Here is a 21,912-nt window from a genome sequence, read left to right as displayed (position 1 = left end):
TTGCGCCCGATGCCACTGCGGTTAAAATGCCGGCCTTTCGAATCGCCGGCATTGCCTGATGAACCCTGAAGCCCTTCAAACCCTGCAAACCCACTTACTGACCGCCCTGGCATCCGTGCCGGAAGAAACCCGTCGCTTGTTCCATGGCCGCGGGCGCTGCTGGCCGGGGCTGGAGCAGATCACCGTGGACTGGCTGCAGGGCGTGCTGCTGGTTTCCTTGTTCAAGGAACCTGCACCTGCGCAGTTGGACGACCTGCTGTCGACGCTGCGCGCCATCGCTGCCACGCCGGCCTGGCAACACAGCAAGGCTCATACCCTGGCAGTGCAACACCGTTATCTGCCGCAAAGCCTGACCCAATGGCTGGTGGGCGAGCCCATCGATGAATGGACCCTGACCGAAGGCGGCCTGCGATACCGGATCGACCTGGGCAAGAAGCAGAACAACGGCCTGTTCCTCGACATGCGCTACGGTCGTGACTGGGTCCGGGCCAATGCCGCCGGCAAGCGCGTACTGAACCTCTTTGCCTACACCTGCGGTTTCTCGGTGGCGGCAATCGCCGGTGGCGCGCAGCACGTGGTCAACCTGGACATGTCCCGCGCGGCCTTGAGCCGGGGCCGCGACAACCATCGCTTGAACGGCCACGACCTGGGCCAGGTGAGTTTTCTTGGCCACGACTTGTTCAAATCCTGGGGCAAGGTGATCAACAGCGGACCGTATGACCTGGTGATCATCGATCCGCCGACCTTCCAGAAAGGCAGTTTCCTGTTGACCAAGGATTACCAGCGGGTGCTGCGCCGGCTGCCGGAATTGCTGGCCGCCGAGGGCACCGTCCTGGCCTGCAGCAATGACCCGGCCACCGGCCCGGACTTTCTCATCGAGGGCGTCACCCGCGAAGCCCCTGGGTTGGCCTTCAGCGAACGCCTGGCCAACCCGCCGGAGTTTCCCGACATCGACAGTCAGTGCGGCCTGAAGGCACTGGTCTTCAAAACGGCAGCACCGGCCACCAGGCGGTGACCAGACTCGTGGTCACCCGACGCACCAGGGCCTCCACCTCCCGGCTCTTGACCGAGCGGTAGATGGCCATGGTGCGGCGCAGTTGATCCTCGGTGAGGGTCACCGGCTGGCCGGCGGCCCAATCCACGTCCGCGACGGCTTCGAGCCCGATACGCCGCCAGACCGTTCGCTCACCTTCCGTGACCGGCTCCAGCGCGCTGGGCAGGTTCGGGTCCGGGTGTACCAGGTTATCCAGCATCACCTGGGGCCATCGGGATGGATTCACCGGCCCGCTGAAGGCATTCACCAGGTCGTCGTCGAGGGCTTCCCAGACCGCCAGTCCTTCGGCCCACTGGGGCGACATCAATCCCAGGTAGGGCCGCCACAGTATCTCGCTTGGCCTCGGGGTCTGATCGTTGGCGTTGTAGGTATCCTGGGCATCGCAGAGCCAGTCGATGAACGCTTCCCGGGTCATCTGCGCCTCGAGTTGCGAGGGGTTGGGATATCGCTCTATCAGCACGTACTCCCAACTGGACAGCTGTTCCGCGAGGAAACCGGCAAACGGCGCGCCGTCTCGGGAAAGGCGCGCGCGCATCACCGACTGGAACATGCGGAAGTGCAGCTCCAGCTCCGGGAGGTCCGGCTGTTCCCTGTCCAGGATACGGGCTTGCAGGCGCGTGCGCAGTTGCCGCAGTTGCTGGTCGAAGTCGCCGATCAACGTCGGCAGGCGGTCATAGGCGCCTGGATAACCCATGTAATGCTGCAAGACCGTGGCTGCTCTCCGACGCACGTTGAACGACAAGCCGGTAGTCGTCCCGTGATCGGCGTCGCGCACGAGCGTAGAGAACCAGTCGATGAAGCTGCGCATCCCCGGATCATCGCGGGCCACCTCCAGGGCCCTCTGGAGCGACGGCGATATGTAGAGCCAATCGTCGACGGTGTATCGAAAAGACTCGGGAAAAATCACCCGAAGGGCATTGACCTGGACACTGGGCAGCGGGTTGTCGTCGAGCCAGACCCCCAGGGAGTCCTGCTCGCTCAAGCGGGCGAGCGCGGGCAACAGGTCATCTTGAATGCTGGTGATGCGGTTGCCGCTGAGATCGACGACGAACGTATCGGAAATGAACACCTCGGCGTGCCTGGCCAGCACCGACAAGGCCAGCTGTGGCACCCGATCGAGCCCGGTCCGGCTCAACTCCAACGTCATCAGGTTCACCAGCTCCGGCAGGTCAGGCAGGTCCCGACAGCTGTTTTCGTTCAAGCGCAGTTCCTGCAAAGCCGTGGCGGTGCGCAGGAACGCGCTGCCTTCTTCATCCAGGCGCAAGCCACAACGCGCCAGGTTCAGCGAGCGCAAGTCCGGCAACGATGTGGTCAGGGCCCGCAGCTGTTCAGGGGTGAAACTCAGGTTGTCGGCCCATATGACTTCGCGCAGGGACGGTAGCCCGGCCAGGCTGCCGATGGCGGCGATCACCTCGGCATCGGTGCCCGCCTGGGCGCTGGCGATACCCGATAGGTCCAGGGTCCATAAGGGGACATAGGGATCGGTACCCAGCAGAGGCGTGAACACATTCGCGTCCAGGTGCAGCGGGTTGCGGCTCAACGACAAATCCACCAATGCCCGCAGCTGCGCCACCGCGACAGGGACCGCGGTGAGATGGTTGTCCCGCAGGTTCAGCGAATCGACGCCGGGGAACATCTGCAGGAAATCCGAAGGATCCTCCACCAGCCCCAGGTTGGTCAGGATCATCGACTCGATATGATCCATGCGAACGGTCACCGGAGGCAGTCGGCCGATACTGGCGTTTTCAATCCGCAGTACCAGCTCACTGCCCTCGCCCCCCGGATCCGGTGCACGCTGCCAGGCTCGGCGGATGATCCGGGCTACGTTCCGACGTTGCGCCAGCAGTGCCTCACGGTCCAGCGCCTGCTCGACGGGATGGTGAAAGCCTTCCTGTTCCTCCCATTGGCGCAACCCTTGGTCCAGGGTGGTCCAGTCGTTCTCCAGGCGGGTGATCAAGTCATTGAAGTGAACGGCCTCGCGTTGGGCTTGCTCGACCAGGCCGAACCGCAGCCGGGTCAGGCCATCCCCCGAGTGCGCGGGAAACAGCCGTTCAAGCCGCTGGTTCACACTGCCGCGCCACTCTTGCAGCGGCAATCGGCCACGGCCGCTGAGCGGATAGACCAGATGGCCGTTCAACCATTGCGGACGCGACCCAAGGCTGCCCAGGCTGCGCATTGCCAGGTACGGACGCAGCGCCTGGCGGTCCTCCATGGCCTGTACCAACAACTGGCTGCGCAGCTTGTCCGCTTCCCAGATGTTCAAGCCCAGTGCCTGGCGGGCATCGTCCGGCATGGCCCTGAGAAGCGCGTCTTCCAGACCCATGGCGCTCGCCAGTTCCTCGCCGGTTTCGTCAAAGGGGAGATAGCTGTCACCTTCCTGGCGGATGACTTTGAACGGCCCCCCCTGCCCGACCTCAATCGGATCCAGCAGCTCGCGCAACCACAGGCGCAGGTGCAGCCGCCCCCGCAACGACGGGGTATTGGCCAGCAGGTTGATGACGATGCGGTCTCGATCGACCGTGCTTTCACCCCGTGCCAGGGCGCGCAGGGCCTGGCTCAGGCGCAGCTCGCGCAAGGCTTCGGCCCCCTGTTTGCCGAGGTTTCCAGCCACCCGGCCGTCAAGCAAACGCTGCCGGTCCTGGCCTGACACCTCGCGGACAAGCTCGTTGGCGATGGACTCGGGCAACCCCGGGAACGCCCGGATCAAGGGAACGGCCAGCGGCTCGGGGGCGATTGACGTTGCCATGGCCAGGGTCACCCGCTTGGCCTCGCGCTCCAGCCGCGCAGCCCAGCGCCCGGCCAACAAGCGACTGCGCTCCAGCGGGCGCAAGCCGAGGCTGTTCTGGCCCAGCAGCGCGGTCTGCTCATCCACGCTCAGCCCATCCAGGATCCGAGCGGCCCAGTTATCGCGCGCGAGATCCGCTCGCATTAGCAGGATAGAGCGCGTGTCGGCCGCGTCGCCCACAGGGTAAATTCGCATCCCATCGTGGTAACGCAACGTCATGTCCTCGGGCCAGCCCGGCAATTCCGTAAGGGTCTGGACGATGCGAAAATGCATGCCCCGGGGTGCTTCGCCACGGCGTAGACGCTCGATGGTGTGCCGCACCCATTGCCAGTTTCGTGCTTCATCCAGGGCATCGGCCAAGATGGCCGGCATCGGCTTCGCCTCGACTTGCAGGTAGCGCAAATGCGCTTCGCTGATGCCGACCTGGCGTTGCACGGTCAGGATCGTCGGGTTATCCAGTTCGGCAGGCGTCTCGGCGAACGTGCGCAACAACTCCAGATTACCGCGCTGCAACGGGTTGCGATGGGCCCACTGCCAGCCACGGACGCGGCTCCATTCCAGCGGCGGCGTGACGCCCCTGTGCCCGGAGGGCAGGCGCAGACTCAGATTGTCCCGTGCGCCCTGTACTTCAAAGTAACGATCCTCGATCCGCACCCACGCCTCGTCGGTCGTGCGCCAGACACCCCAGGCGTCCTGCTCGGCCTCCACGGGTGGCGGGCGCCGCGCTTCGAAGGGACGGACGTCGCCGTTCCACAGGCGGGTGCTACCGTCGGCCACCGGCATGGGTTCGATGGCTGCGCCTATGAACCCCAGGTAGGCACCTTGAGCGACGCCGAACAGCACATTGAAAATATGCTCGATCCCTTCTTGCGCGTGGCCTTCGTTGAACGCCTGGATACCTTCGAAGATCTCGTACACCAGGCGTACCCCACCGACCACCGCGGCCCCCATGCCGATGGGCGTGCAGAACGGGAAGAAGGTGGCCGCGAGCATCAGCGAACGCTCGATCATGGCCTCCCAGTACTCCAGCCGCGCCAGCAGCGCCCGCCAATCCTGATCCCGGGTCGAGACCATCAGCGCCGAGGCGTTGCCCAGCGCATGCCCCCGCCACTCATGGTAAGCGGCGTGCCAATGATCCTCGCGCACGTCATTCAGGCCCCAGGCCACCTTGGGCACAGGGATCCGAATGCGCCGGGGATTGCCGCCCTCACCCCGCTCGCCCTCGCGCCACCCGGTGATACGAGCGTGGATTTCCTGGAACAGATTGGGATTGTCAGTGATCGTCCACTCCACCTGATCGTGCAAGGCTACCCCCAGGCTGGCCTGCAGACGCAAAGGAAAGTATCGCGACAGGCCCTGGCGATAACTGCGTTTACGGACCCGCTCGGTCAGCTCTGCCGACAGCGCCTGCAGACTTGGAAACTGCTTGAGCGGCGCCACTGTATCGTGGGGCATGTGCAGGACGATCGGACGAACGCCGTTGGCGTCGCCTGCCAGCCCCCAGTACACCCGGGCGCCGAACAACGGTGCGGAAAGCAGCTCCAGCGCCTTGACCTCGCAAGCCAGGGGCACAACGGGCTGCTTTTCCAACTGAACACCGGCGTGGGCCAGCAGCCGCTCGCCGGTGTCATCCAGGCGTCCATCCAGCTTCGCTTCATAGGCATCATGGACCAGCAGGCTGCGTGCGTATGCCATGTAGGCCTTTGCTACGACGGGGACCTCACCGACGATGCGGGGCAGCCGCTGTTCGAGCTTCAGCCGGTATGCCCCGCCGACATCCACCTGCCGACAGAGGCTGGCGAAACCGGCCGGGGTCATGTCCAGTGGCGCACGATTCGTCGGGGTGTCCCCTTGGCGGAACTCTCCCGGCTTGCCCTGGATGAACAGCTCGCCATTCTTATCGAAATCGCCCCCGACAACCGCGTCGGCGGGAGGATAATTGCCCATGGCCGCTTCGATCACCGACAGCGAGGGATCGGTGACGGAAGGGCCACGCCTGACCCGCGCCCGGCGTATGGCATCAGCGACGCTGCCGCCGCCGTTCACCTGGTTCCAGCCCTGCAACTGCCGCTGCACTTTGAGCAGATCGAGGGTAAAGGCATAGGGCGACGGCAGGTCGACGAGCAACGCATTCAGCACGTCGCTGTCGCGCTGCAGTTGCCGGGTAAGCACCTTGAAGCGTTCCTGCTGGGGCCGTGTGGCCCGTTTCAACCAGGCGGGCAGCCGGGCCTGGATGAACTCGACATGGGTATCGAGGGTAGACATGGTGGACCTCCATCCTTGGGGGCAATTGGGAATCGAGATGCGCTCAAGCGGCGCGAACCCGATGCTCCAAGAAATGGCCGTTTTTTAAAACCGCGCAACCGTTGCAAGGGGTTGCGCGGTCTTGGCAGCCACGGAGGTCACTCCCCTCTCATACGAGCAATGTCAGCCACGCCGATGCCAGCAGCAACAGCGCCATGGTCCGATTGAACCGTCCCATCGCCACGGCGGAGCGGCAGAACCTGGCGGCACCGAGGCCCAGGTAGGCCCAGACGGTCATGCAGGGAATCGAGATGACAAAAAACGCCAGGGACAACCACAAGACCCGCACGGTGCGGTCGGCTTCGGCGCCGGCAAACACGCTGACCACCGCCAGCGCCATCATCCAGGTCTTGGGGTTCACCAGCTGCAGGCTGGCCGCCCCGATCAAACCGAGCCTCGGGCCCTCGACGGGCTGGTCGGGATCGATGGCCTGGGCCGGCGCGCTGAAGATCTGCCAGGCCATCCAGCTCAGCCAGGCGATGCCGGCCCAGGACAGCGCCGTTTGAATCGTGGCATGGCGCGCCAGTACGTCCCCCAGCCCCGTGCCCACCAGCAACACCAACAGAGCCGCCGCGGCACAACCGCCGAGGATGATCGGGACTGTAGTCGGCAGGCCAAAGCGCGAACTGTGGCTCAACACCAGGATATTGGTCGGGCCCGGAGTGATGGAGGCGACAAACGCAAACAAGGCAAACGGCAGTAACTGGTCCATGGAGCAACTTCTCGGTGAAGAATCGTGACCCGATCCTCCTCCATGGAACTGGGCTCAGTCTGGAACAATTGAGCAGCGCTTGCGGTAATCCGCCGGGCTCAGGCGATAGGCACGCTGGAACCAGCGGCCCAGGTGACTCTGGTCGGCAAACCCGAGCTGTGCCGCCACGACCGCGGCGCTCTCGCCGCTGGCCAGCAGACGCCGGGCCCGGGCCAGTCGCAACTGGATCAGATAAGCATGGGGTGCCAGGCCGAACGCCGCCTTGAACGCTCGGGTCAGGCGGAAGCGATCGACGCCGGTGACCCGTGCCAGGTCATCCAGGCCGATGTCTTCGCTCAGGTGACCGTGCAGATAATCGCGAGCCTGCTGCGCAACCAACGGCAGGCGCGGGTCGGGGTTGATCCGTGTCCGCCAGTGCAAATGTTGGGTCAGGCTGGCCAGCAGCGTATCGAGCGCGGTCTGGCGGACGATGCGGATTTCCTGGTCGTGCAGGCTCTGGAACGCCAGGGCCGTCGCATTTGCCAAGCGTGCATCGTCGGCCAGGGTGGCGGCGAATCCCAGCTGCGCGTTGTCTGGCGCGACGTCGAACAGCGAGCGCAATTCTCGCTCCAGCCAGTGGGGTTCGAGGTACAGGGTGCGATAGGTAAAACCGCCGGCCTGGGGCGCATGTCCATCGTGGAGCTCACCGGGCTCCAGCAGGAAGACCTTGCCCGGCGTGCTGTTGTGCTGTTGGCGGCGGCAATGAAACTGCTGCACGCCTTCCTCGGTCATGCCGACCAGGTACGCGTCATGCCAATGGGGATCGTAGGCATGCCCTTCAAAATGCGCGCGCACGGTCTCGATGCCGGACGTGGCGTCCTGCTTGAGATCGATCCAGTTGCGCGAGGTCATGGATTGTCCTGTCTGATTTATCCGTATGGGCAGGTTAACTGCTCAAGGTGAGGACGGTCTGGAAGATTTGTGCAGCAAAATTCCAGCCTCTTCACACACCCCCTGTGGGAGCGAGCCTGCTCACGATAGCGATCTACCAGTCGCCCCTGCAGCGACTGACACGCCGCTATCGCGAGCAGGCTCGCTCCCACAGCGAATCTACCTTCCATTCAGGGATCGGGCACCAGGGCCGGCAACACCGCCTCCAGCGCCAGTCGCGCCAGTTCGGCATCCTGCTCGGACTTGACCCCGGACACGCCGATGGCGCCGATACATTGGCCGTCGTGGCGAATGCTCACACCGCCTTCGAGCATGCCGTGCAGATGCGGCGCACTGAGGAAGGCGTAGCGACCTTCGTTGATCATGTCTTCGAAAAACTTGCTGTCACGCCGGCTCATGGCGGCGGTGCGGGCTTTTTCGGTGGCGATGTAGGACGACAACGGCGAAGCACCGTCCAGCCGCAACAGACCAAGCGGATGACCGCCATCGTCCACCACACAGACCGACACGGCCCATTGACGTTGATGCGCCAGCTCCTTGGCTGCCACCAGCAGCTGGGCGACGTCTTGTTCGGTAAGGACTGCCTTGGTTTTCATGAATCACTCCGATGTGCCACGCAAGAATCCGTGTCGCAGTATGTCCTTGGCGACACTTCGAGCCAACCCGTTCGAAATTCTGCTCGTCGGATGACGGCACCAATGGATCCATTAAAAATGAAATACCACTCGATTTGTCGATAATCCGTTGACAACAAAACTAGTTAAGAGACTTAATGGATCCATAGAAAAACAAAATCCGCCTGGAGAACCCGTCATGTACCCCAAAAATGCCTGGTACGTTGCCTGCACCCCCGATGAAATCGCCGAGAAGCCGCTGGGCCGCCAGATCTGCGGCGAGAAAATGGTTTTCTACCGTGGGCATGAAGGCAAGGTCGCTGCCGTCGAGGACTTCTGCCCCCACCGTGGCGCCCCGCTCTCCTTGGGTTACGTCGCAAACGGCAACCTGGTGTGCGGTTATCACGGACTGGTGATGGGCTGTGACGGCAAGACGGTGGAGATGCCCGGCCAACGGGTGCGCGGGTTTCCCTGCAACAAGACCTTCGCCGTCGAGGAACGCCATGGGTTCATCTGGGTCTGGCCCGGTGACCAGGCGTTGGCCGACCCGGCGCAGATCCATCCTCTGGAATGGGCGGAAAACCAAGAGTGGGCCTATGGCGGCGGCCTGTTCCATATCCAGTGCGACTATCGCCTGATGATCGACAATCTGATGGACCTGACCCACGAGACCTACGTGCATGCCTCGAGCATCGGCCAGAAGGAGATCGACGAGGCGCCTCCGGTGACCACGGTCGAAGGCGACGAGGTCGTCACCGCACGGCACATGGAAAACATCATGGCCCCGCCCTTCTGGCGCATGGCCCTACGTGGCAACAACCTGGCCGACGACGTGCCGGTGGACCGCTGGCAGATCTGCCGCTTCACCCCGCCCAGCCATGTCATGATCGAAGTCGGCGTGGCCCATGCCGGCAACGGTGGCTATCACGCCGCGCCGCAGTTCAAGGCGTCGAGCATCGTGGTGGATTTCATTACGCCGGAAACCGAAACGTCCATCTGGTATTTCTGGGGCATGGCCCGGCATTTCCAGCCCCAGGACGAAGCCCTGACCGCGAGCATTCGCGAAGGCCAGGGCAAGATTTTCAGCGAAGACCTGGAAATGCTCGAACGCCAGCAGCGCAATCTGCTGGACCATCCGCAGCGCAACCTGCTCAAGCTGAACATCGATGCCGGTGGCGTGCAGTCACGTCGGGTGCTGGAGCGTTGGATCGCCCGTGAGCGCGAAGCCCAGGCGGGATTGATTGCCAGTACCCATCAGCCACAACCCGTGGAGCAACGGCCATGATCGAAGTTCAGGTCGCGGCACGGCACAGCGAAGCCCTGGATATCTACAGCTACGAGCTGACCCGTGTCGACGGCCAGCCGTTGCCGGCCTTCACGGCCGGCGCCCATATCGATGTGCATTTGCCGGGTGGTGTGATTCGTCAGTATTCGCTGTGCAACCACCCCGAGGAACGCCACCGTTATCTCATTGGCGTACTCAGGGACCCAGCGTCGCGGGGTGGTTCAAGCAGCCTGCACGAGCAGATCCTGCCCGGTGCGCGGTTGTTCATCAGCGAACCACGCAATCTGTTTCCCCTCGCTGCCCAAGCCCGACGCCACGTGTTGTTTGCCGGAGGCATCGGCATCACGCCGATCCTGGCCATGGCCGAGCACCTTGCGCAGACCGGCGCGGCGTTCGAATTGCATTATTGCGCCAGGTCGCTGGAGCGGGCCGCCTTCGTCGAGCGCCTGCGCCAGGCCCCGTATGCCGACCGGGTGTTCCTGCATTTCGATGAAGTGCCCGAAACCGCATTGGATACCGCCCGGGTGCTGACGGAGCCCGGCGAAGACGTGCACCTCTACGTGTGCGGCCCCGGCGGGTTCATGCAACATGTGCTGGACACTGCCAGGGTCCAAGGCTGGCAGGACACCTGCCTGCACCGCGAATACTTCGCCGCCGCCCCCACCGACACCCACGCCGATGGCAGCTTTGCCGTGAAGCTGGCCAGCAGCGGCCAGGTGTTCGAAATCCCCAAGGACCGCAGCGTCGTGCAGGTACTGGAAAGCCACGGCATCGAGATTCCGATCTCCTGCGAACAAGGCGTCTGCGGCACCTGCCTGACCCGTGTGCTGGAAGGCGTACCGGAACATCGCGACATGTTCCTGACCGAAGCCGAACAGGCTTGCAACGACCAGTTCACACCGTGCTGCTCCAGGTCGAAGACGCCGTTGCTGGTGCTGGACCTCTAGTCTCCAGGCAACACAGTGCCCTGTGGGAGCGAGCCTGCTCGCGATAGCGGTATGTCAGCGAAAGATCTGTAACTGATCCACCGCCATCGCGAGCAGGCTCGCTCCCACCAGGCTCGCTCTCACAATGGGTGCTCACTCCGAACGCAAAATCACCGTCATCCGCTCATCCGCCAGGGTCGAGCCGAACACCTCGGCGTAGCGCAAGGTGGCGTTGGCATGTTCGCGCATGATCGCCTCGGCCCGCGCGCCCTGGCGATGGACCAGCGCGTCGAACACCGAGTGGTGCTGCATGTGGGCATAGTTGAAGCGCCGAAATTCGCCTGCCATGTTCTGCCGATCCACCGCCAGGGCGGTGACTGAGGCGAACGGCAGATGATCGTTGCGGGCCAGCGCATCGGCAATCGCCGGGTTGTGGCTGCCTTCGACGATCACCTGGTGAAAACGCATGTTGAGGTCGTGATAGACCTCCAGGTCTTCCTCGGTCACGTAGCCCTTGGCGAACAGTTCGTCGCCCTGCACCAGGCATTGTTCGAGGGTAGCGCGAGCCTCTGCATCCAGGCCTCGTTCGGCGGTCTGGCGCGCGGCCAGGCCTTCCAGCACCCCGCGCACTTCCACCGCGCCGGCGATGTCCTCGGCGCTGACCGAACGCACCTGGAACCCACGCCCGCCGAAGCGTACCAGCAAGCCCTCCTGCTCCAGGGTCCTGAACGCCATGCGCACCGGCATCCGCGACACGCCGAATCGCTGCGCCGTGGGAATCTCCATCAACCGCTCACCAGCCGCCAGCTCGCCAGAGGCAATCATTCTGCGCAACGCAACCAGCACCGTTTGGCCGGGCTTACTCATCCGGGTACTTCCAGGGGAAAGAGACCGCCATAGTAAAAGCAAAACCCTGTGGGAGCGAGCCTGCTTGCGATGGCGGTGGGTCAGCCATTACAGAATCGACTGGTAAATCGCTATCGCGAACGGTGCTCGCTTGTATGGTAGGACTTGAAGGGAGGAGGAGGGACAAGGCTCGATTCTGACTGTTAGCCGCAGTACAGACCGTGGGAGATATCACCCCTCCTCCTTTCACCCAAGCGCCGATAAAGAATGCATCTGGCCTAGACCGACGATAGGAACAAGCCTGCGCCTCTGGGTGACCCCTTCAAGTGTTCAAACCTTAGCCCGGAGGACTTTCAATGGCAATGCCCGTCGCCATCACCCAGTCGATCGTAGGTGTCGATGTCGCCAAGGACGAGTTGGTGATTTATCACGCCGAATCTGATCGACTCGAAACGATCCCCAACACTAAAGCTGCGATCAAGAAGTGGCTCAAGGCATTGCCCGCGCCAGTGGATGTTGCCATCGAAGCCACCAATATCTATCACCAGGAATTCGTCAATCTGGCTTATGCGCAAGGCTGTGTGATCTATGTGATCGACGGTTACGAGCTCAGTCATTACCGCAAAGGTGTGAAGATTCGCGCTAAAACTGATGCGCTGGATGCTCGATTGCTGGCTCGCTACTTGAGCAACGAAGGCCACCTTCTGCACCCATGGACTCCACCATCGCCGCTGTATTGCCGGCTTATAAGCCTTTTCCGACGCCGGGCAGCTTTGGTTCAAGCACGTGTCAGCCTCAAGCAAAGCTGGGCGAACGAACCGTTGCTCAAAACGGCGTTCGAGAACCAGATAGCTGCAATGCAGAGACTGGAAACCTTGATCGACAAAACAATCCAGACGCAGTTGGAACAAGCCGGTTTGGCTCATCAGCTCAAGCGCTGCATGAAAGTCGAAGGCATCGGCTTGTTGAGTGGTGCCCGTTTAATCACGTCGTTTCAGCGTGGGGACTTCAGAAATGCCGATGCTTTCATCGCTTTTCTGGGCTTGGACTTGCGAATAGCGGACTCGGGGAAAAAGAAGGGGCGCCGTTGCTTGTCTAAACGAGGTGATCCAGAGGCGCGTCGTTTGCTGCACAACGCCGCAATGTCGGCGAGCCGCACCGCGGCGTGGAGGGGATTTTATGAGGCCCTAAGGGCTCGAGGACTTAGCACAACCCAAGCACTGGTGGCACTGGCCCGCAAACTGGCGCGAGTGGTATTCGCTCTGTTGAAGAACCAGAGCGAATACCTACCAAAATGCATCTAGGGGGCTAGTCCTGCACCATAGAATCTCCCACAGGGGATCGGAGCCGGACGCAGAATGTGTGCCCATTGAAGAACCCATGTGGGAGCGAGCCTGCTCGCGATAGCGGTGGGTCAGCCACTGCAGAATCGACTGGTAGACCGATATCGCGAGCAGGCTCGCTCCCACAGGTTCTTGGTGTACTTAAGCGAGTGTCGCCCGCAGGATCGACTCGTCCTCGCCGCGATACAGCGCCTCGACTTTCGCCGCCCGCCACTGCAGCACCGCCCGCTGGTTGATGGAGCCCTTGTCGGTGATTTCGCCGCGGTCGATGGACGCTGGTTCATCGAGCAAGGCGATCCATTCGACCCGGCTGGCGTTGCCGCTGGCGCCATGGTTGAGGCGTTGTAGCCAGCCGGCGAACCATTGGCGGACCGGGGCGCTGGCGAGTACCTGGGCATCGCTGGCGTCCGCCGGCAAGCCCGACAAGCGTCGGCATTCGGGAAGTCGCGGGAACACCAGGGCACCCAGGCATTCGCGATCCGGCGCGGTCACCACCAGGTCCTGGACATAGGGCGTGCCTTCCAGCACCGCGCGGTTGCGCAGCGGCCCGACGCTGACAAACACGCCGGAGGACAGTTTGAAGTCCTCGGCAATCCGCCCGTCGAACATCAACCCCAACTGCGGGTTAGCCGGATCGGCCAACTTGATCGCATCGCCCGAACAATAGAAACCGTCCTCGTCGAACACCTCGGCCGTCTGCTGCGGCGAGCGCCAGTAGCCGGGCATGATGTGCGGCCCGCGAAAGCGGCCTTCGAACTTGCCGTCCACCGGCACCAGTCGCACTTCGCAACCCGGCGCCGGCAGGCCGATGTAGCCGGCCATGGACAACGGCCCGGTGGTAAAGGTGCAGGACGGAGACGCTTCGGTCATCCCCAGCCCAGCCATCATGCGGATCCGTTCGCCGCAATGCTGCTCGGCGACTTTGTCGAGCCTGTCCCAGGTGCTCTGCGACAGGCCGGCGGCGGCGAAGAAAAACAGGCTGACGCGCTCGAAGAAACGCTCACGCAACTCGACATCCCGCTCCAGCGCACTGACCAGCTCTTCCCAGCCCTTGGGCACGGTCAGGTAGGCGGTCGGCGAAATCTCCTTGAGGTTGCGCAAGGTTTCGGCGAAGCCTTGGGCGGTGGGTTTGCCGTCATCCAGGTAGAACGTGCCGCCGTTGTACAACACGATGCCGACGTTGTGACTGCCGCCAAAGGTATGGTTCCACGGCAACCAGTCCACCAGCACCGGCGGTGCTTCGCCGAACACCGGAAAGGTCTGCAACAGCATCTGCTGGTTGGCACAGAGCATGCGCTGGGTGGTGACCACGGCCTTCGGCAGTTTGGTGGAGCCTGAGGTGAAGAGAAACTTGGCGATGCTGTCGGGGCCGGTCGCGGCGAAGGCACGCTCGGCCTCCGCAGCGCCGGGTTGCGCCAACAGGCTGGCGAAGCTGGTCCGGGAGCGCCCCGCCATCTCGCCATCCACCGTGATCAACGGCACATTCGCCGGCAATACCGCATTGACCGCGCGCTCGAACGGCGCCGCCTGGCTGACGAATACCAGCCCCGGCTGCAGCAGGTCGCAGACATGCCGCAGCTTGGCAAAATCCTGGGACAACAACGAATAGGCCGGCGACACCGGGCAATAGGGAATACCGGCGTACATCGCGCCGAGGGCCATCTGCAGGTGTTCGATGTCATTGCCTGAAAGCAACGCCAGGGGTTTGTCGGCAGACAATCCGTAAGCCAGCAGCCCCTGGGCAATGGCGCGGACGCTGTCGAGCATTTCGGCGTAACTGAGCCGACGCCAGTCGCCGCCGTTCTGCCGGGCGGCGATAAAGGTCTGTTGCGGGCGCACCTGGGCCCAATGCACCAGGCGGTCGAGCAAGCGCGCCGGCAACGGTGCCAGGGCTTCCAGGGAGCGCATGTGCAAGATGCCCTGCTTCTCACTGACCTCAACCGCGGGGTGACCAATCGACACTTGGCGATAACGCCCGGTGCCGGCTTGGGAGGACGATCTGAACTCGGAACTCACGTACATTTCCTCCACCAAGGCACGCTCGGTTCGCGATGCGAGCGGAACGTGGCAGCACCTGGCTGCGACCTTGTTATTGTTATGTCTGGCCTGCATCGGGGCGACGTTTTTTCGAGACTCGGCCGCCCACGATGCGATGGATATCAGATCGGGTAATGCCGGGGACCGTTCTGCAAGGTCACCCAACGCAACTGGGTGAAATGCTCGATGGACGCCTTGCCGCCAAAACTGCCGTAACCGCTGGACTTGACCCCGCCGAAGGGCATCTGCGCCTCGTCGTGCACGGTCGGCCCGTTGATATGGCAGATGCCCGATTCGATCCGTTGGGCCAGTGCCAGTGCCCGGCTGGTATCGCGGCTGAAAATCGCCGCCGACAGGCCGAATTCGGAATCGTTGGCCAGGCGCAGCAATTCTTCGTCACCGCTGCCGCGCAACAACACGGCCACCGGACCAAAGGATTCTTCACGGTACAGGCGCATGTCCGGCGTCACCCCATCGAGCAGGGTCGGTTGCAGGATGCTGCCCTCCAACTGACTGCCCGCCACCAGCGTGGCGCCTTTGCCCAGGGCGTCGTCGATCATGGCCTTGATACGCTGTCCGGCACCGACATCGACCAGCGAGCCCAGCACCGAATCACCGCTGGCGGGATCACCGGCACGCAACGTGGCGATCTTTGCCTTCAGCCGGGAAATGAAGGCATCGGCCACGCTGGTGTCCACGATCAGCCGCTCGGTGGACATGCAGATCTGCCCCTGGTTGAAGTACGCCCCGAAGGCAGCCGCTTCCACCGCAGCGTCCAGGTCGGCGTCGTCCAGCACCAGAAACGGCGCCTTGCCGCCCAGTTCCAGCAGCGCCGGCTTGAGATGACGGGCCGACAACTCGCCAACGATGCGCCCGACATGGGTCGAGCCGGTGAAGTTGACGCGGCGCACCGCCGGGTTGGCGATCAGTCGTTCGACGATCACCGGGGCGTCCGCGGGCGCATTGCAAATCACGTTGACCACGCCATCGCCCAACCCGGCGTCCTGCAGCACCTGGCCGATCAACCGGTGCACCGCCGGGCTGATCTCCGACGCCTTGAGCACCACGGTGTTGCCGCAAGCCAGGGGCATGGCGATCGCGCGGGTGGCGAGAATCACCGGGGCGTTCCACGGCGCAATCCCCAGCACCACACCGCACGGCTGACGCAGGGCCATGGCAAAACTGCCGGGCACGTCCGAAGGAATGACTTCGCCGTTGATCTGAGTGGTCATGGCGGCGGCTTCGCGCAGCATGTTCGCCGCCAGGTGCACATTGAAGCCGTACCAGTTGGCCATGGCGCCGGTTTCGCCGGCGGCGGCAATGAATTCAGCGCTGCGGGCCTGCAACTGCTCGGCTGCCCGCAGCAGACGGGTGCGCCGTTCGTTGGGGGCCAGCGCGGCCCAGGCGGGAAACGCGGCTTGCGCGGCGGCTACGGCCGCGTCGGCGTCTTCCACCGTGGCTGCGGCCACGCGGGACACCACTTCTCCAGTCACCGGATTGCAACGCTCGAAAGTCCGACCGTCACGGGCGGGGCACGACTGGCCGCCGATCAACAGGGGCACGTCCAGCATAGGATTCTCCTCATTGGGGATGAGCTGCAAGCTGCGAGCTTCAAGCTGCAAGTAAAAGCGGTTCGTGCTTATAGCTCGCCACTTGTAGCTTGTAGCTTGTTAGCGCTTGTAGGCTTGCAGGCCCGGCTTGATGCTCTTGTCGTCGAGGAACTGCTTCATCCCCTGCTCGCGGCCGCCCTCTTTGTCCAGCAGGCGCGACTGGTCGAGCTTGGCGTACAGGTAGTCTTCGTTCTGCTCCCAGGTCAGTTCGCGGCAGCGCTTGAAGCCATGCTTGGCCGCCCGCAGTACCACCGGGTTTTTCTCCAGCAGGTTGCGCGCCAGCTCTATCGTGACCTCGCGCAGTTGTGCCAGGGGAACGCTTTCGTTGACCAGGCCCATCTCGGCGGCTTTCTGCCCACCGAAGGTCTTGCCGGTCATGATGTAGTACAGCGACTGGCGATGCCCCACGGTGTCGGCCATGGCCTTGCTGACGAGGTTGCCGGGCGGGATACCCCAGTTGATTTCCGACAGGCCGAACGTGGCTTCGTCGGCACAGATCGCCAGGTCGCAGGCCACCAGCGGGCTGAAGCCACCGCCGAAGCACCAGCCGTTGACCATGGCGATGGTCGGCTTGGCGTACATGCGCAGCAACTTCCACTGCCACTGCGAGGCTTCGCGGCGGATTTTCTCCTGGAGGATTTCCGGTCCGGCGTCCACCTCGCGGAAATACTCCTTGAGGTCCATGCCGGCGGTCCAGGCATCGCCGGCGCCGGTCAGCACGAGTACACCGGCCGCCGGATCCTGCTCCAGGGTTTCCAGCACGTCGATCATCTCGCGGTTGAGAGTCGGGCTCATGGCATTGCGTTTTTCCGGGCGATTGAGGGTGACCCAGGCAATGCCTTCCTCGACGTCGACTTTGACCGTTGTCCAACGACCTTCGTAATTGCTCATGACACGTGCTCTCTTGTTCTTGGCTGAAGATGAGCAAAAGCTAAACCGCAAAACTAGTTATGTCAATTAACTATTAATCGATTTATTCGGGTTTTTCCGCTCATAAAAATGACGACCTCGATCAATGAATGTGTAATCGACCGTAGCCATCGCGGCGTAACCTCGGCAAACTGGATAGCCTTGTTAATAATTCACCTTGAGGATGCTTTTTTCGATGGCCAAGTCTTCCAAGCTTGCCGAACCTGCCGCGATCGTGACTGACAGCGGCGCCGCGCCAGCGCCGCTGGACTCCGCGCTGGATGACCTGATCGGTTATGCCTTGCGTCGCGCCCAGCTGAAACTGTTCCAGAACCTCATCAGTCAACTGGCCGTTCATGACCTGCGGCCGGCCCAGTTCTCGGCGCTGGCGATCATCGACCAGAACCCGGGCCTGATGCAGGCTGACCTGGCCAAGGCCCTGGCGATCGAACCGCCGCAAGTGGTGCCGCTGTTGAACAAGCTGGAAAGCCGGGCGCTGGCCGTGCGGGTACGCTGCAAGCCGGACAAGCGCTCCTATGGGATTTTCCTGAGCAAGACCGGCGAAACCCTGCTCAAGGAACTCAAGCAGATCGCCGCCCAGAGCGACCTCGACTCCACGGCGGCCCTCTCGGGTGCGGAGCGGGAAGAATTGTTGCGGTTGTTGAAGAAGGTTTATCAGTAGCAGATTGCTCTTGTGGCTGTTGAAGAAGGTCTATCAGTAACAGCAATGCTCTTGGGTTGCGAAGCAGCCCCAAAACAGTCGACTCAATCTGCCTGACACACTGCATTCAATGGTCCAGGGGCTGCTATGCAGCCCAGCGGGAGCAAGCTCCCTCGCCACATAAAGCACGCTAACGTCACCAGATCGGCACGCTGTACGTCACCAGGAACCGCGTCTGGTTCTCGTCGCGAAAGGCTGCGCTGCCCGGAAAGTCATTGCGGTAGATCGACTTGCGCGCCAGCAGCCCGACATTCTTCAGCGGACCGCTCTGGATCACATACCCCAGCTCCATCTGGAACTCACGCTCCTTGCGGTCATCGGCACCGAGGGCGGCCAGGTCAATGTGGTCACCGCGCACATAACGCAAACGCGTTCTCAGCCCGGGTACGCCGACCGCGGCGAAGTCATAGTCATGGATCGCCTGCCAGGTGCGCTCCCGGGCATTGAGGAAATCCGAACTCATGGTCATCTCGCTCAAGCCCATCAACTCGGTGCCGGACACATAGGGCGTGGCGGTATCGCCGCTGGCGTGCATGTAACCCAGGCTGACCCGATGGCCGCCCCAGCGATAGCCGACCAGCGCCGAGACATTGCGGTTGTCCACCTTGCCGGCCTTGGCGGCACCCTCTTCACGGCTGAAAAAGCTGCGCAGGTCGGTGGTCAGTACGCCGCCGCCCACGGGCAGGTTATGCAGTAACGCCAGGGTGTCCTGCTGGTACAGATCCGCGACTTCGGCGTGGTAGGCGCGCAGGCTGAGGTCCTTGTTGACCTGGTAATCGCCGCCGGCATACGCCATGTGCGATGAGGTGGCCGCGCCGTTGAAGCGGCGATTGGGTGAGGCAATGCTCATCGGTTGGTAATCGGTGGAGTCGCGTCGGTTGATGCGATCGATGTAGCCGGTGTTCAGCGTCAACCCCTCGATGTCCTTGGAGCTGAGGGTCGTGCCGCGGAAGGTCTGCGGCAGCAACCGAGACGGACTGGCGAACGCGAACGGCAAGAAGATCGATACATCGCCGGTCTTAATCAGCGTCTGGCCGAAGCGCAGCTTGCCGGTCAGGGCCAGGCGCGAATACTCGTCCGCCGCGCGCTTGTCGCTGCTGGACACCGGCAGCAGTTCGGTACCGCTGCGATCGGGCGAAGAGTCGAGCTTGATTCCCAGCAGTCCCCGGGCGTCGACGCCGAAACCGAGGGCGCCGGGGGTGAAGCCCGATTCCATGTTCATGATCGCCCCCTGGGCCCATTCCCTGGCCGCCGTCTTGGCGCCGTCGTCCTTGTAATCGCGGTCCATGTAGTAGTTGCGCAGAGTCAGGGTGCCGTGGCTGTCATCGATGAATCCCGCGGCCAACGCCGAGGTCGAGGACAGGCTCAACCCCAGTGCCAGCAGAAGAGCGAGACGTGTGGCTGGGGCTGCTGCACAAGCCCCCCGGACAAGGTTCGGCATGTTCGAAAGTCCTTTTTATTGTTGTTGTTTTTTACGGTCCCCAACGGTTGGAGGAGGACACGGGACAGGAGAATGGAAACCGAGCCCCCTCCTCGTCAATCCGCAATGACCGATAATCGAACATTAATATCATTAACCGTTTTTCAGATTACTTTTCGATTAACCCTCAACCTTCTGTTTTTATTGGCAATATTCGACAAAAGCCGCCATCAATCGACACCATTCATTTTTTAGTTAGGTTTGTTAATCTGAATTGCGCTTCCGGCTGGCTGAAAGCCGGGCCCTGACAAAAACAATAAGAGGACTTGTCATGAATCATCCGGCGCGTCGTGCGACGCTGACCATTGCCTTGTGTTTCATCGTTGCGCTGATCGAAGGCTTCGACCTGCAATCGGCCGGTACTGCCGCTGCCGGCCTGCGGCAGACCTTTGTGCTGGACCCGAAAATGATGGGCTGGGTGTTCAGCGCGGGAATCATCGGGCTGTTGCCCGGGGCCTTCTTCGGCGGATGGATCGCGGATCGCATCGGCCGCAAGAAGATCCTTGTCGGCGCCGTGCTGCTGTTCGGCGTGTTTTCCCTCAGCACCGCTTATGTCGAGCAGTACGCCAGCCTGCTGCTGGTGCGTTTCATGACGGGCCTGGGTCTTGGCGCCGCCCTGCCCAACCTCATCGCCCTGTGCGCCGAGGCCGTGGGCGAACAACGACGGGGCACGGCCATCAGCGTGATGTACGCGGGCGTGCCGTTGGGAGGTGCGTTGGCGGCCGTGGTCGCGATGCTGTTTGGTGAACACTGGCAGATGACCTTCTTCATCGGCGGCCTGGCGCCACTCTTGGTAGTGCCGTTGATGCTGCTGTGGCTGCCGGAGTCCAGCGCCTTTCGCCAGGCCCGGGATGTCGGTGCAGAGGCGCGCGCCTCGACGGGGCAGGCACTGTTCGGTGACGGTCGGAGCCGCACCACCCTCGCGCTCTGGCTGAGTTATTTCTTCACCCTGACGGTCATGTACATGCTGCTCAACTGGCTGCCGTCATTGCTGCTGGAACAAGGCTTCAGCAAGCCCCAGGCCGGGCTGGTACAGATGCTGTTCAACATCGGCGGGACTCTAGGCTCGCTGCTGGGCGGCCTGTTGCTGGACCGCTGCAACGGGATCAAGGTGGTGCTGTTCGTCTATGCCGGGTTGTTGAGTGCCCTGGCCGGGGTCGGCTTGTCGGTCGGCATCGTACCGATGGCCATCGCCGGGTTCTGCGCCGGCCTGTTTGTCATGGCCGCGCAGTTGGTGCTGTACGCCTTGGCGCCGCCCTCTTATCCGACGGCCGTGCGTGCCACCGGCGTCGGTGCAGCGGTTGCCATCGGCCGCCTGGGTTCGGTCGCAGGCCCCCTGGCTGCCGGGCAGATCCTGGCGGCCGGGGCGGGAACCACCGGGGTGTTGCTGGCGACGTCGCCGGGTTTGTTGATCGCGGCGCTGGCGGCGATCAGTGTGATGGTTCGTGCAGTGCCGCTGGGTGGGGTGCACGCAACGCGTTGATGGCCTCAGTCTTTCGTGGCTCGCAGGTGCTTTTTGTGGCGAGGGAGCTTGCTCCCGCTGGGCTGCGAAGCAGACCCAAAAAAGAAGGGCCGCTTCGCGCCCCAGCGGGAGCAAGCTCCCTCGCCACAGGTTATTTCATCCACTGACATGCCCCGCTTCACCCATCCCAGGGCTCGCGACTGCTTCAATCCGTGGTGCTGGCCGCCAGCACGCTGAGTGTCCGGCGTCGCGGGTTCCAGATGCTGAGGCACCACACGCCCCACCACTCCAGGCCGTCGTCGAAATAATCACTCCAGGGGTCCCGGGCGGGATCCGGCTCGTCACTGGCCAGCCAGTCGAGGTTGAAATTATCGACCCAGCTCAGTACTTGCACCTCGACGTTCGCCTCGAGCCCGAGCAGGCCGAGCCACTCCCTGAACAGCGCTTGTAAGTGACCATCGCCGAAGCGGGTGCCGTAAGGCGGCTCGCAAAAGGCCTCGTACAAGGCGAAAGGGGGTGGATTGTGCGCCTCCCGCTCGGTTCGCATGAGTTGCCCGATCTCCTGCCGGTCCAGCGGCTTGGCTCGGGCCTTGTCCAAGTCCCAGCTCATATCGGGAGGCGCGGCATCGGCATAGCGGGGATCGAGGATCATCTGGCGATGTCGCTCCAGCCACAGGTGCCTGATGGCGAGGAATAATTGATCCACGGCCTGACGGTGATGCGCCGGGGTGATCACCTCGTCGGCCTCGGGGGCGAGCACGATAAATTCAAAGGCGCACCCAGCCTCCTCCATCCGCTGGCGCAGCGATGCGCTGGCCTGCTGCTCGATCACTCTCAACATGACGGGCTCCGTTGACCCTCGGGGTATACCACCTGGCGCCGGGCGATACTTCA

16 protein-coding genes are annotated in these 21,912 nt (G+C 62.9%); 6 read left to right on the top strand and 10 right to left on the bottom strand.

Annotation, left to right across the window (positions count from 1 at the left end; translation table 11 throughout):
- The first annotated feature begins 58 nt into the window (after nucleotides 1-58).
- A complete protein-coding gene (locus N005_RS21210) occupies nucleotides 59-1,015 on the top strand; it encodes a class I SAM-dependent methyltransferase (protein WP_047702983.1) in 957 nt (318 codons plus the stop codon).
- On the opposite strand, the gene N005_RS21205 is transcribed toward N005_RS21210, so the two are convergent.
- The 4 genes from N005_RS21205 to N005_RS21190 all read right to left on the bottom strand — a co-directional run bounded on the left by N005_RS21205 (nucleotide 984) and on the right by N005_RS21190 (nucleotide 8,381).
- Entirely contained in the window at nucleotides 984-6,104 is a 5,121-nt protein-coding gene (locus tag N005_RS21205; RefSeq protein ID WP_047702982.1) for a dermonecrotic toxin domain-containing protein, read from the bottom strand. The genes N005_RS21210 and N005_RS21205 overlap by 32 nt on opposite strands.
- Nucleotides 6,105-6,252: 148 nt before the next feature.
- The gene (locus N005_RS21200; protein WP_047702981.1) at nucleotides 6,253-6,855 is read right to left on the bottom strand and encodes a LysE family translocator; all 603 of its coding nucleotides are present in this window, start codon (nucleotides 6,853-6,855) and stop codon (nucleotides 6,253-6,255) included.
- A 54-nt stretch (nucleotides 6,856-6,909) separates the two neighbouring features.
- Nucleotides 6,910-7,746 carry an AraC family transcriptional regulator gene (locus N005_RS21195; protein ID WP_047702980.1) on the bottom strand — a complete coding sequence of 279 codons (837 nt, stop codon included), beginning with the start codon at nucleotides 7,744-7,746 and terminating at the stop codon, nucleotides 6,910-6,912.
- Nucleotides 7,747-7,955: 209 nt separating this feature from the next.
- Complete coding sequence (locus N005_RS21190; RefSeq protein ID WP_047702979.1) at nucleotides 7,956-8,381, bottom strand: GlcG/HbpS family heme-binding protein; 426 nt, start codon at nucleotides 8,379-8,381, stop codon at nucleotides 7,956-7,958.
- A 217-nt stretch (nucleotides 8,382-8,598) separates the two neighbouring features.
- Between N005_RS21190 and N005_RS21185 the strand changes: the two genes are divergently transcribed.
- Both N005_RS21185 and N005_RS21180 read left to right on the top strand, forming a co-directional pair.
- Nucleotides 8,599-9,684 (top strand): aromatic ring-hydroxylating oxygenase subunit alpha, encoded by a 1,086-nt coding sequence (locus N005_RS21185; RefSeq protein ID WP_047702978.1) that lies wholly within the window; start codon nucleotides 8,599-8,601, stop codon nucleotides 9,682-9,684.
- Complete coding sequence (locus N005_RS21180; RefSeq protein ID WP_047702977.1) at nucleotides 9,681-10,631, top strand: PDR/VanB family oxidoreductase; 951 nt, start codon at nucleotides 9,681-9,683, stop codon at nucleotides 10,629-10,631. The genes N005_RS21185 and N005_RS21180 overlap by 4 nt, the downstream gene beginning before the upstream one ends.
- Nucleotides 10,632-10,763: 132 nt before the next feature.
- On the opposite strand, the gene N005_RS21175 is transcribed toward N005_RS21180, so the two are convergent.
- Nucleotides 10,764-11,477 carry a GntR family transcriptional regulator gene (locus N005_RS21175; RefSeq protein ID WP_047702976.1) on the bottom strand — a complete coding sequence of 238 codons (714 nt, stop codon included), beginning with the start codon at nucleotides 11,475-11,477 and terminating at the stop codon, nucleotides 10,764-10,766.
- 335 nt (nucleotides 11,478-11,812) lie between these two features.
- Between N005_RS21175 and N005_RS21170 the strand changes: the two genes are divergently transcribed.
- Nucleotides 11,813-12,760 (top strand): IS110 family transposase, encoded by a 948-nt coding sequence (locus N005_RS21170; protein ID WP_047702324.1) that lies wholly within the window; start codon nucleotides 11,813-11,815, stop codon nucleotides 12,758-12,760.
- Nucleotides 12,761-12,940: 180 nt separating this feature from the next.
- On the opposite strand, the gene N005_RS21165 is transcribed toward N005_RS21170, so the two are convergent.
- The 3 genes from N005_RS21165 to N005_RS21155 all read right to left on the bottom strand — a co-directional run bounded on the left by N005_RS21165 (nucleotide 12,941) and on the right by N005_RS21155 (nucleotide 17,337).
- On the bottom strand, nucleotides 12,941-14,815 hold the full coding sequence (locus N005_RS21165) for a feruloyl-CoA synthase (RefSeq protein WP_047704074.1): 1,875 nt from the start codon (nucleotides 14,813-14,815) through the stop codon (nucleotides 12,941-12,943).
- 143 nt (nucleotides 14,816-14,958) lie between these two features.
- Complete coding sequence (locus N005_RS21160; protein ID WP_047702975.1) at nucleotides 14,959-16,407, bottom strand: aldehyde dehydrogenase; 1,449 nt, start codon at nucleotides 16,405-16,407, stop codon at nucleotides 14,959-14,961.
- A 99-nt stretch (nucleotides 16,408-16,506) separates the two neighbouring features.
- Nucleotides 16,507-17,337 carry a p-hydroxycinnamoyl CoA hydratase/lyase gene (locus N005_RS21155; protein ID WP_024777695.1) on the bottom strand — a complete coding sequence of 277 codons (831 nt, stop codon included), beginning with the start codon at nucleotides 17,335-17,337 and terminating at the stop codon, nucleotides 16,507-16,509.
- Between the two features lie 214 nt (nucleotides 17,338-17,551).
- On the opposite strand from N005_RS21155, the gene N005_RS21150 reads away from it, so the two are divergent.
- Nucleotides 17,552-18,037 (top strand): MarR family winged helix-turn-helix transcriptional regulator, encoded by a 486-nt coding sequence (locus N005_RS21150; RefSeq protein WP_047702974.1) that lies wholly within the window; start codon nucleotides 17,552-17,554, stop codon nucleotides 18,035-18,037.
- Between the two features lie 175 nt (nucleotides 18,038-18,212).
- Here N005_RS21150 and N005_RS21145 read toward each other — a convergent pair whose 3' ends face one another.
- Entirely contained in the window at nucleotides 18,213-19,517 is a 1,305-nt protein-coding gene (locus N005_RS21145) for an OprD family porin (RefSeq protein WP_047702973.1), read from the bottom strand.
- A 310-nt stretch (nucleotides 19,518-19,827) separates the two neighbouring features.
- Between N005_RS21145 and mhpT the strand changes: the two genes are divergently transcribed.
- On the top strand, nucleotides 19,828-21,039 hold the full coding sequence (mhpT, locus tag N005_RS21140) for a 3-(3-hydroxy-phenyl)propionate transporter MhpT (protein ID WP_047702972.1): 1,212 nt from the start codon (nucleotides 19,828-19,830) through the stop codon (nucleotides 21,037-21,039).
- Between the two features lie 184 nt (nucleotides 21,040-21,223).
- Here mhpT and N005_RS21135 read toward each other — a convergent pair whose 3' ends face one another.
- Complete coding sequence (locus N005_RS21135; protein ID WP_047702971.1) at nucleotides 21,224-21,859, bottom strand: hypothetical protein; 636 nt, start codon at nucleotides 21,857-21,859, stop codon at nucleotides 21,224-21,226.
- Between the last annotated feature and the right edge of the window lie 53 nt (nucleotides 21,860-21,912).

The organism is Pseudomonas mediterranea CFBP 5447 (assembly GCF_000774145.1).
Taxonomy (GTDB): Bacteria; Pseudomonadota; Gammaproteobacteria; order Pseudomonadales; family Pseudomonadaceae; genus Aquipseudomonas; species Aquipseudomonas mediterranea.
This window is presented reverse-complemented; position numbering and strand designations above follow the sequence as displayed.

Coding starts and splice junctions, on each gene's coding strand:
- N005_RS21210 (WP_047702983.1), top strand. CDS start 59: ATGAACCCTGAAGCCCTTCAAACCCTGCAAACCCACTTACTGACCGCC.
- N005_RS21205 (WP_047702982.1), bottom strand. CDS start 6,104: ATGTCTACCCTCGATACCCATGTCGAGTTCATCCAGGCCCGGCTGCCC.
- N005_RS21200 (WP_047702981.1), bottom strand. CDS start 6,855: ATGGACCAGTTACTGCCGTTTGCCTTGTTTGCGTTTGTCGCCTCCATC.
- N005_RS21195 (WP_047702980.1), bottom strand. CDS start 7,746: ATGACCTCGCGCAACTGGATCGATCTCAAGCAGGACGCCACGTCCGGC.
- N005_RS21190 (WP_047702979.1), bottom strand. CDS start 8,381: ATGAAAACCAAGGCAGTCCTTACCGAACAAGACGTCGCCCAGCTGCTG.
- N005_RS21185 (WP_047702978.1), top strand. CDS start 8,599: ATGTACCCCAAAAATGCCTGGTACGTTGCCTGCACCCCCGATGAAATC.
- N005_RS21180 (WP_047702977.1), top strand. CDS start 9,681: ATGATCGAAGTTCAGGTCGCGGCACGGCACAGCGAAGCCCTGGATATC.
- N005_RS21175 (WP_047702976.1), bottom strand. CDS start 11,477: ATGAGTAAGCCCGGCCAAACGGTGCTGGTTGCGTTGCGCAGAATGATT.
- N005_RS21170 (WP_047702324.1), top strand. CDS start 11,813: ATGGCAATGCCCGTCGCCATCACCCAGTCGATCGTAGGTGTCGATGTC.
- N005_RS21160 (WP_047702975.1), bottom strand. CDS start 16,407: ATGCTGGACGTGCCCCTGTTGATCGGCGGCCAGTCGTGCCCCGCCCGT.
- N005_RS21155 (WP_024777695.1), bottom strand. CDS start 17,337: ATGAGCAATTACGAAGGTCGTTGGACAACGGTCAAAGTCGACGTCGAG.
- N005_RS21150 (WP_047702974.1), top strand. CDS start 17,552: ATGGCCAAGTCTTCCAAGCTTGCCGAACCTGCCGCGATCGTGACTGAC.
- N005_RS21145 (WP_047702973.1), bottom strand. CDS start 19,517: ATGCCGAACCTTGTCCGGGGGGCTTGTGCAGCAGCCCCAGCCACACGT.
- mhpT (WP_047702972.1), top strand. CDS start 19,828: ATGAATCATCCGGCGCGTCGTGCGACGCTGACCATTGCCTTGTGTTTC.
- N005_RS21135 (WP_047702971.1), bottom strand. CDS start 21,859: ATGTTGAGAGTGATCGAGCAGCAGGCCAGCGCATCGCTGCGCCAGCGG.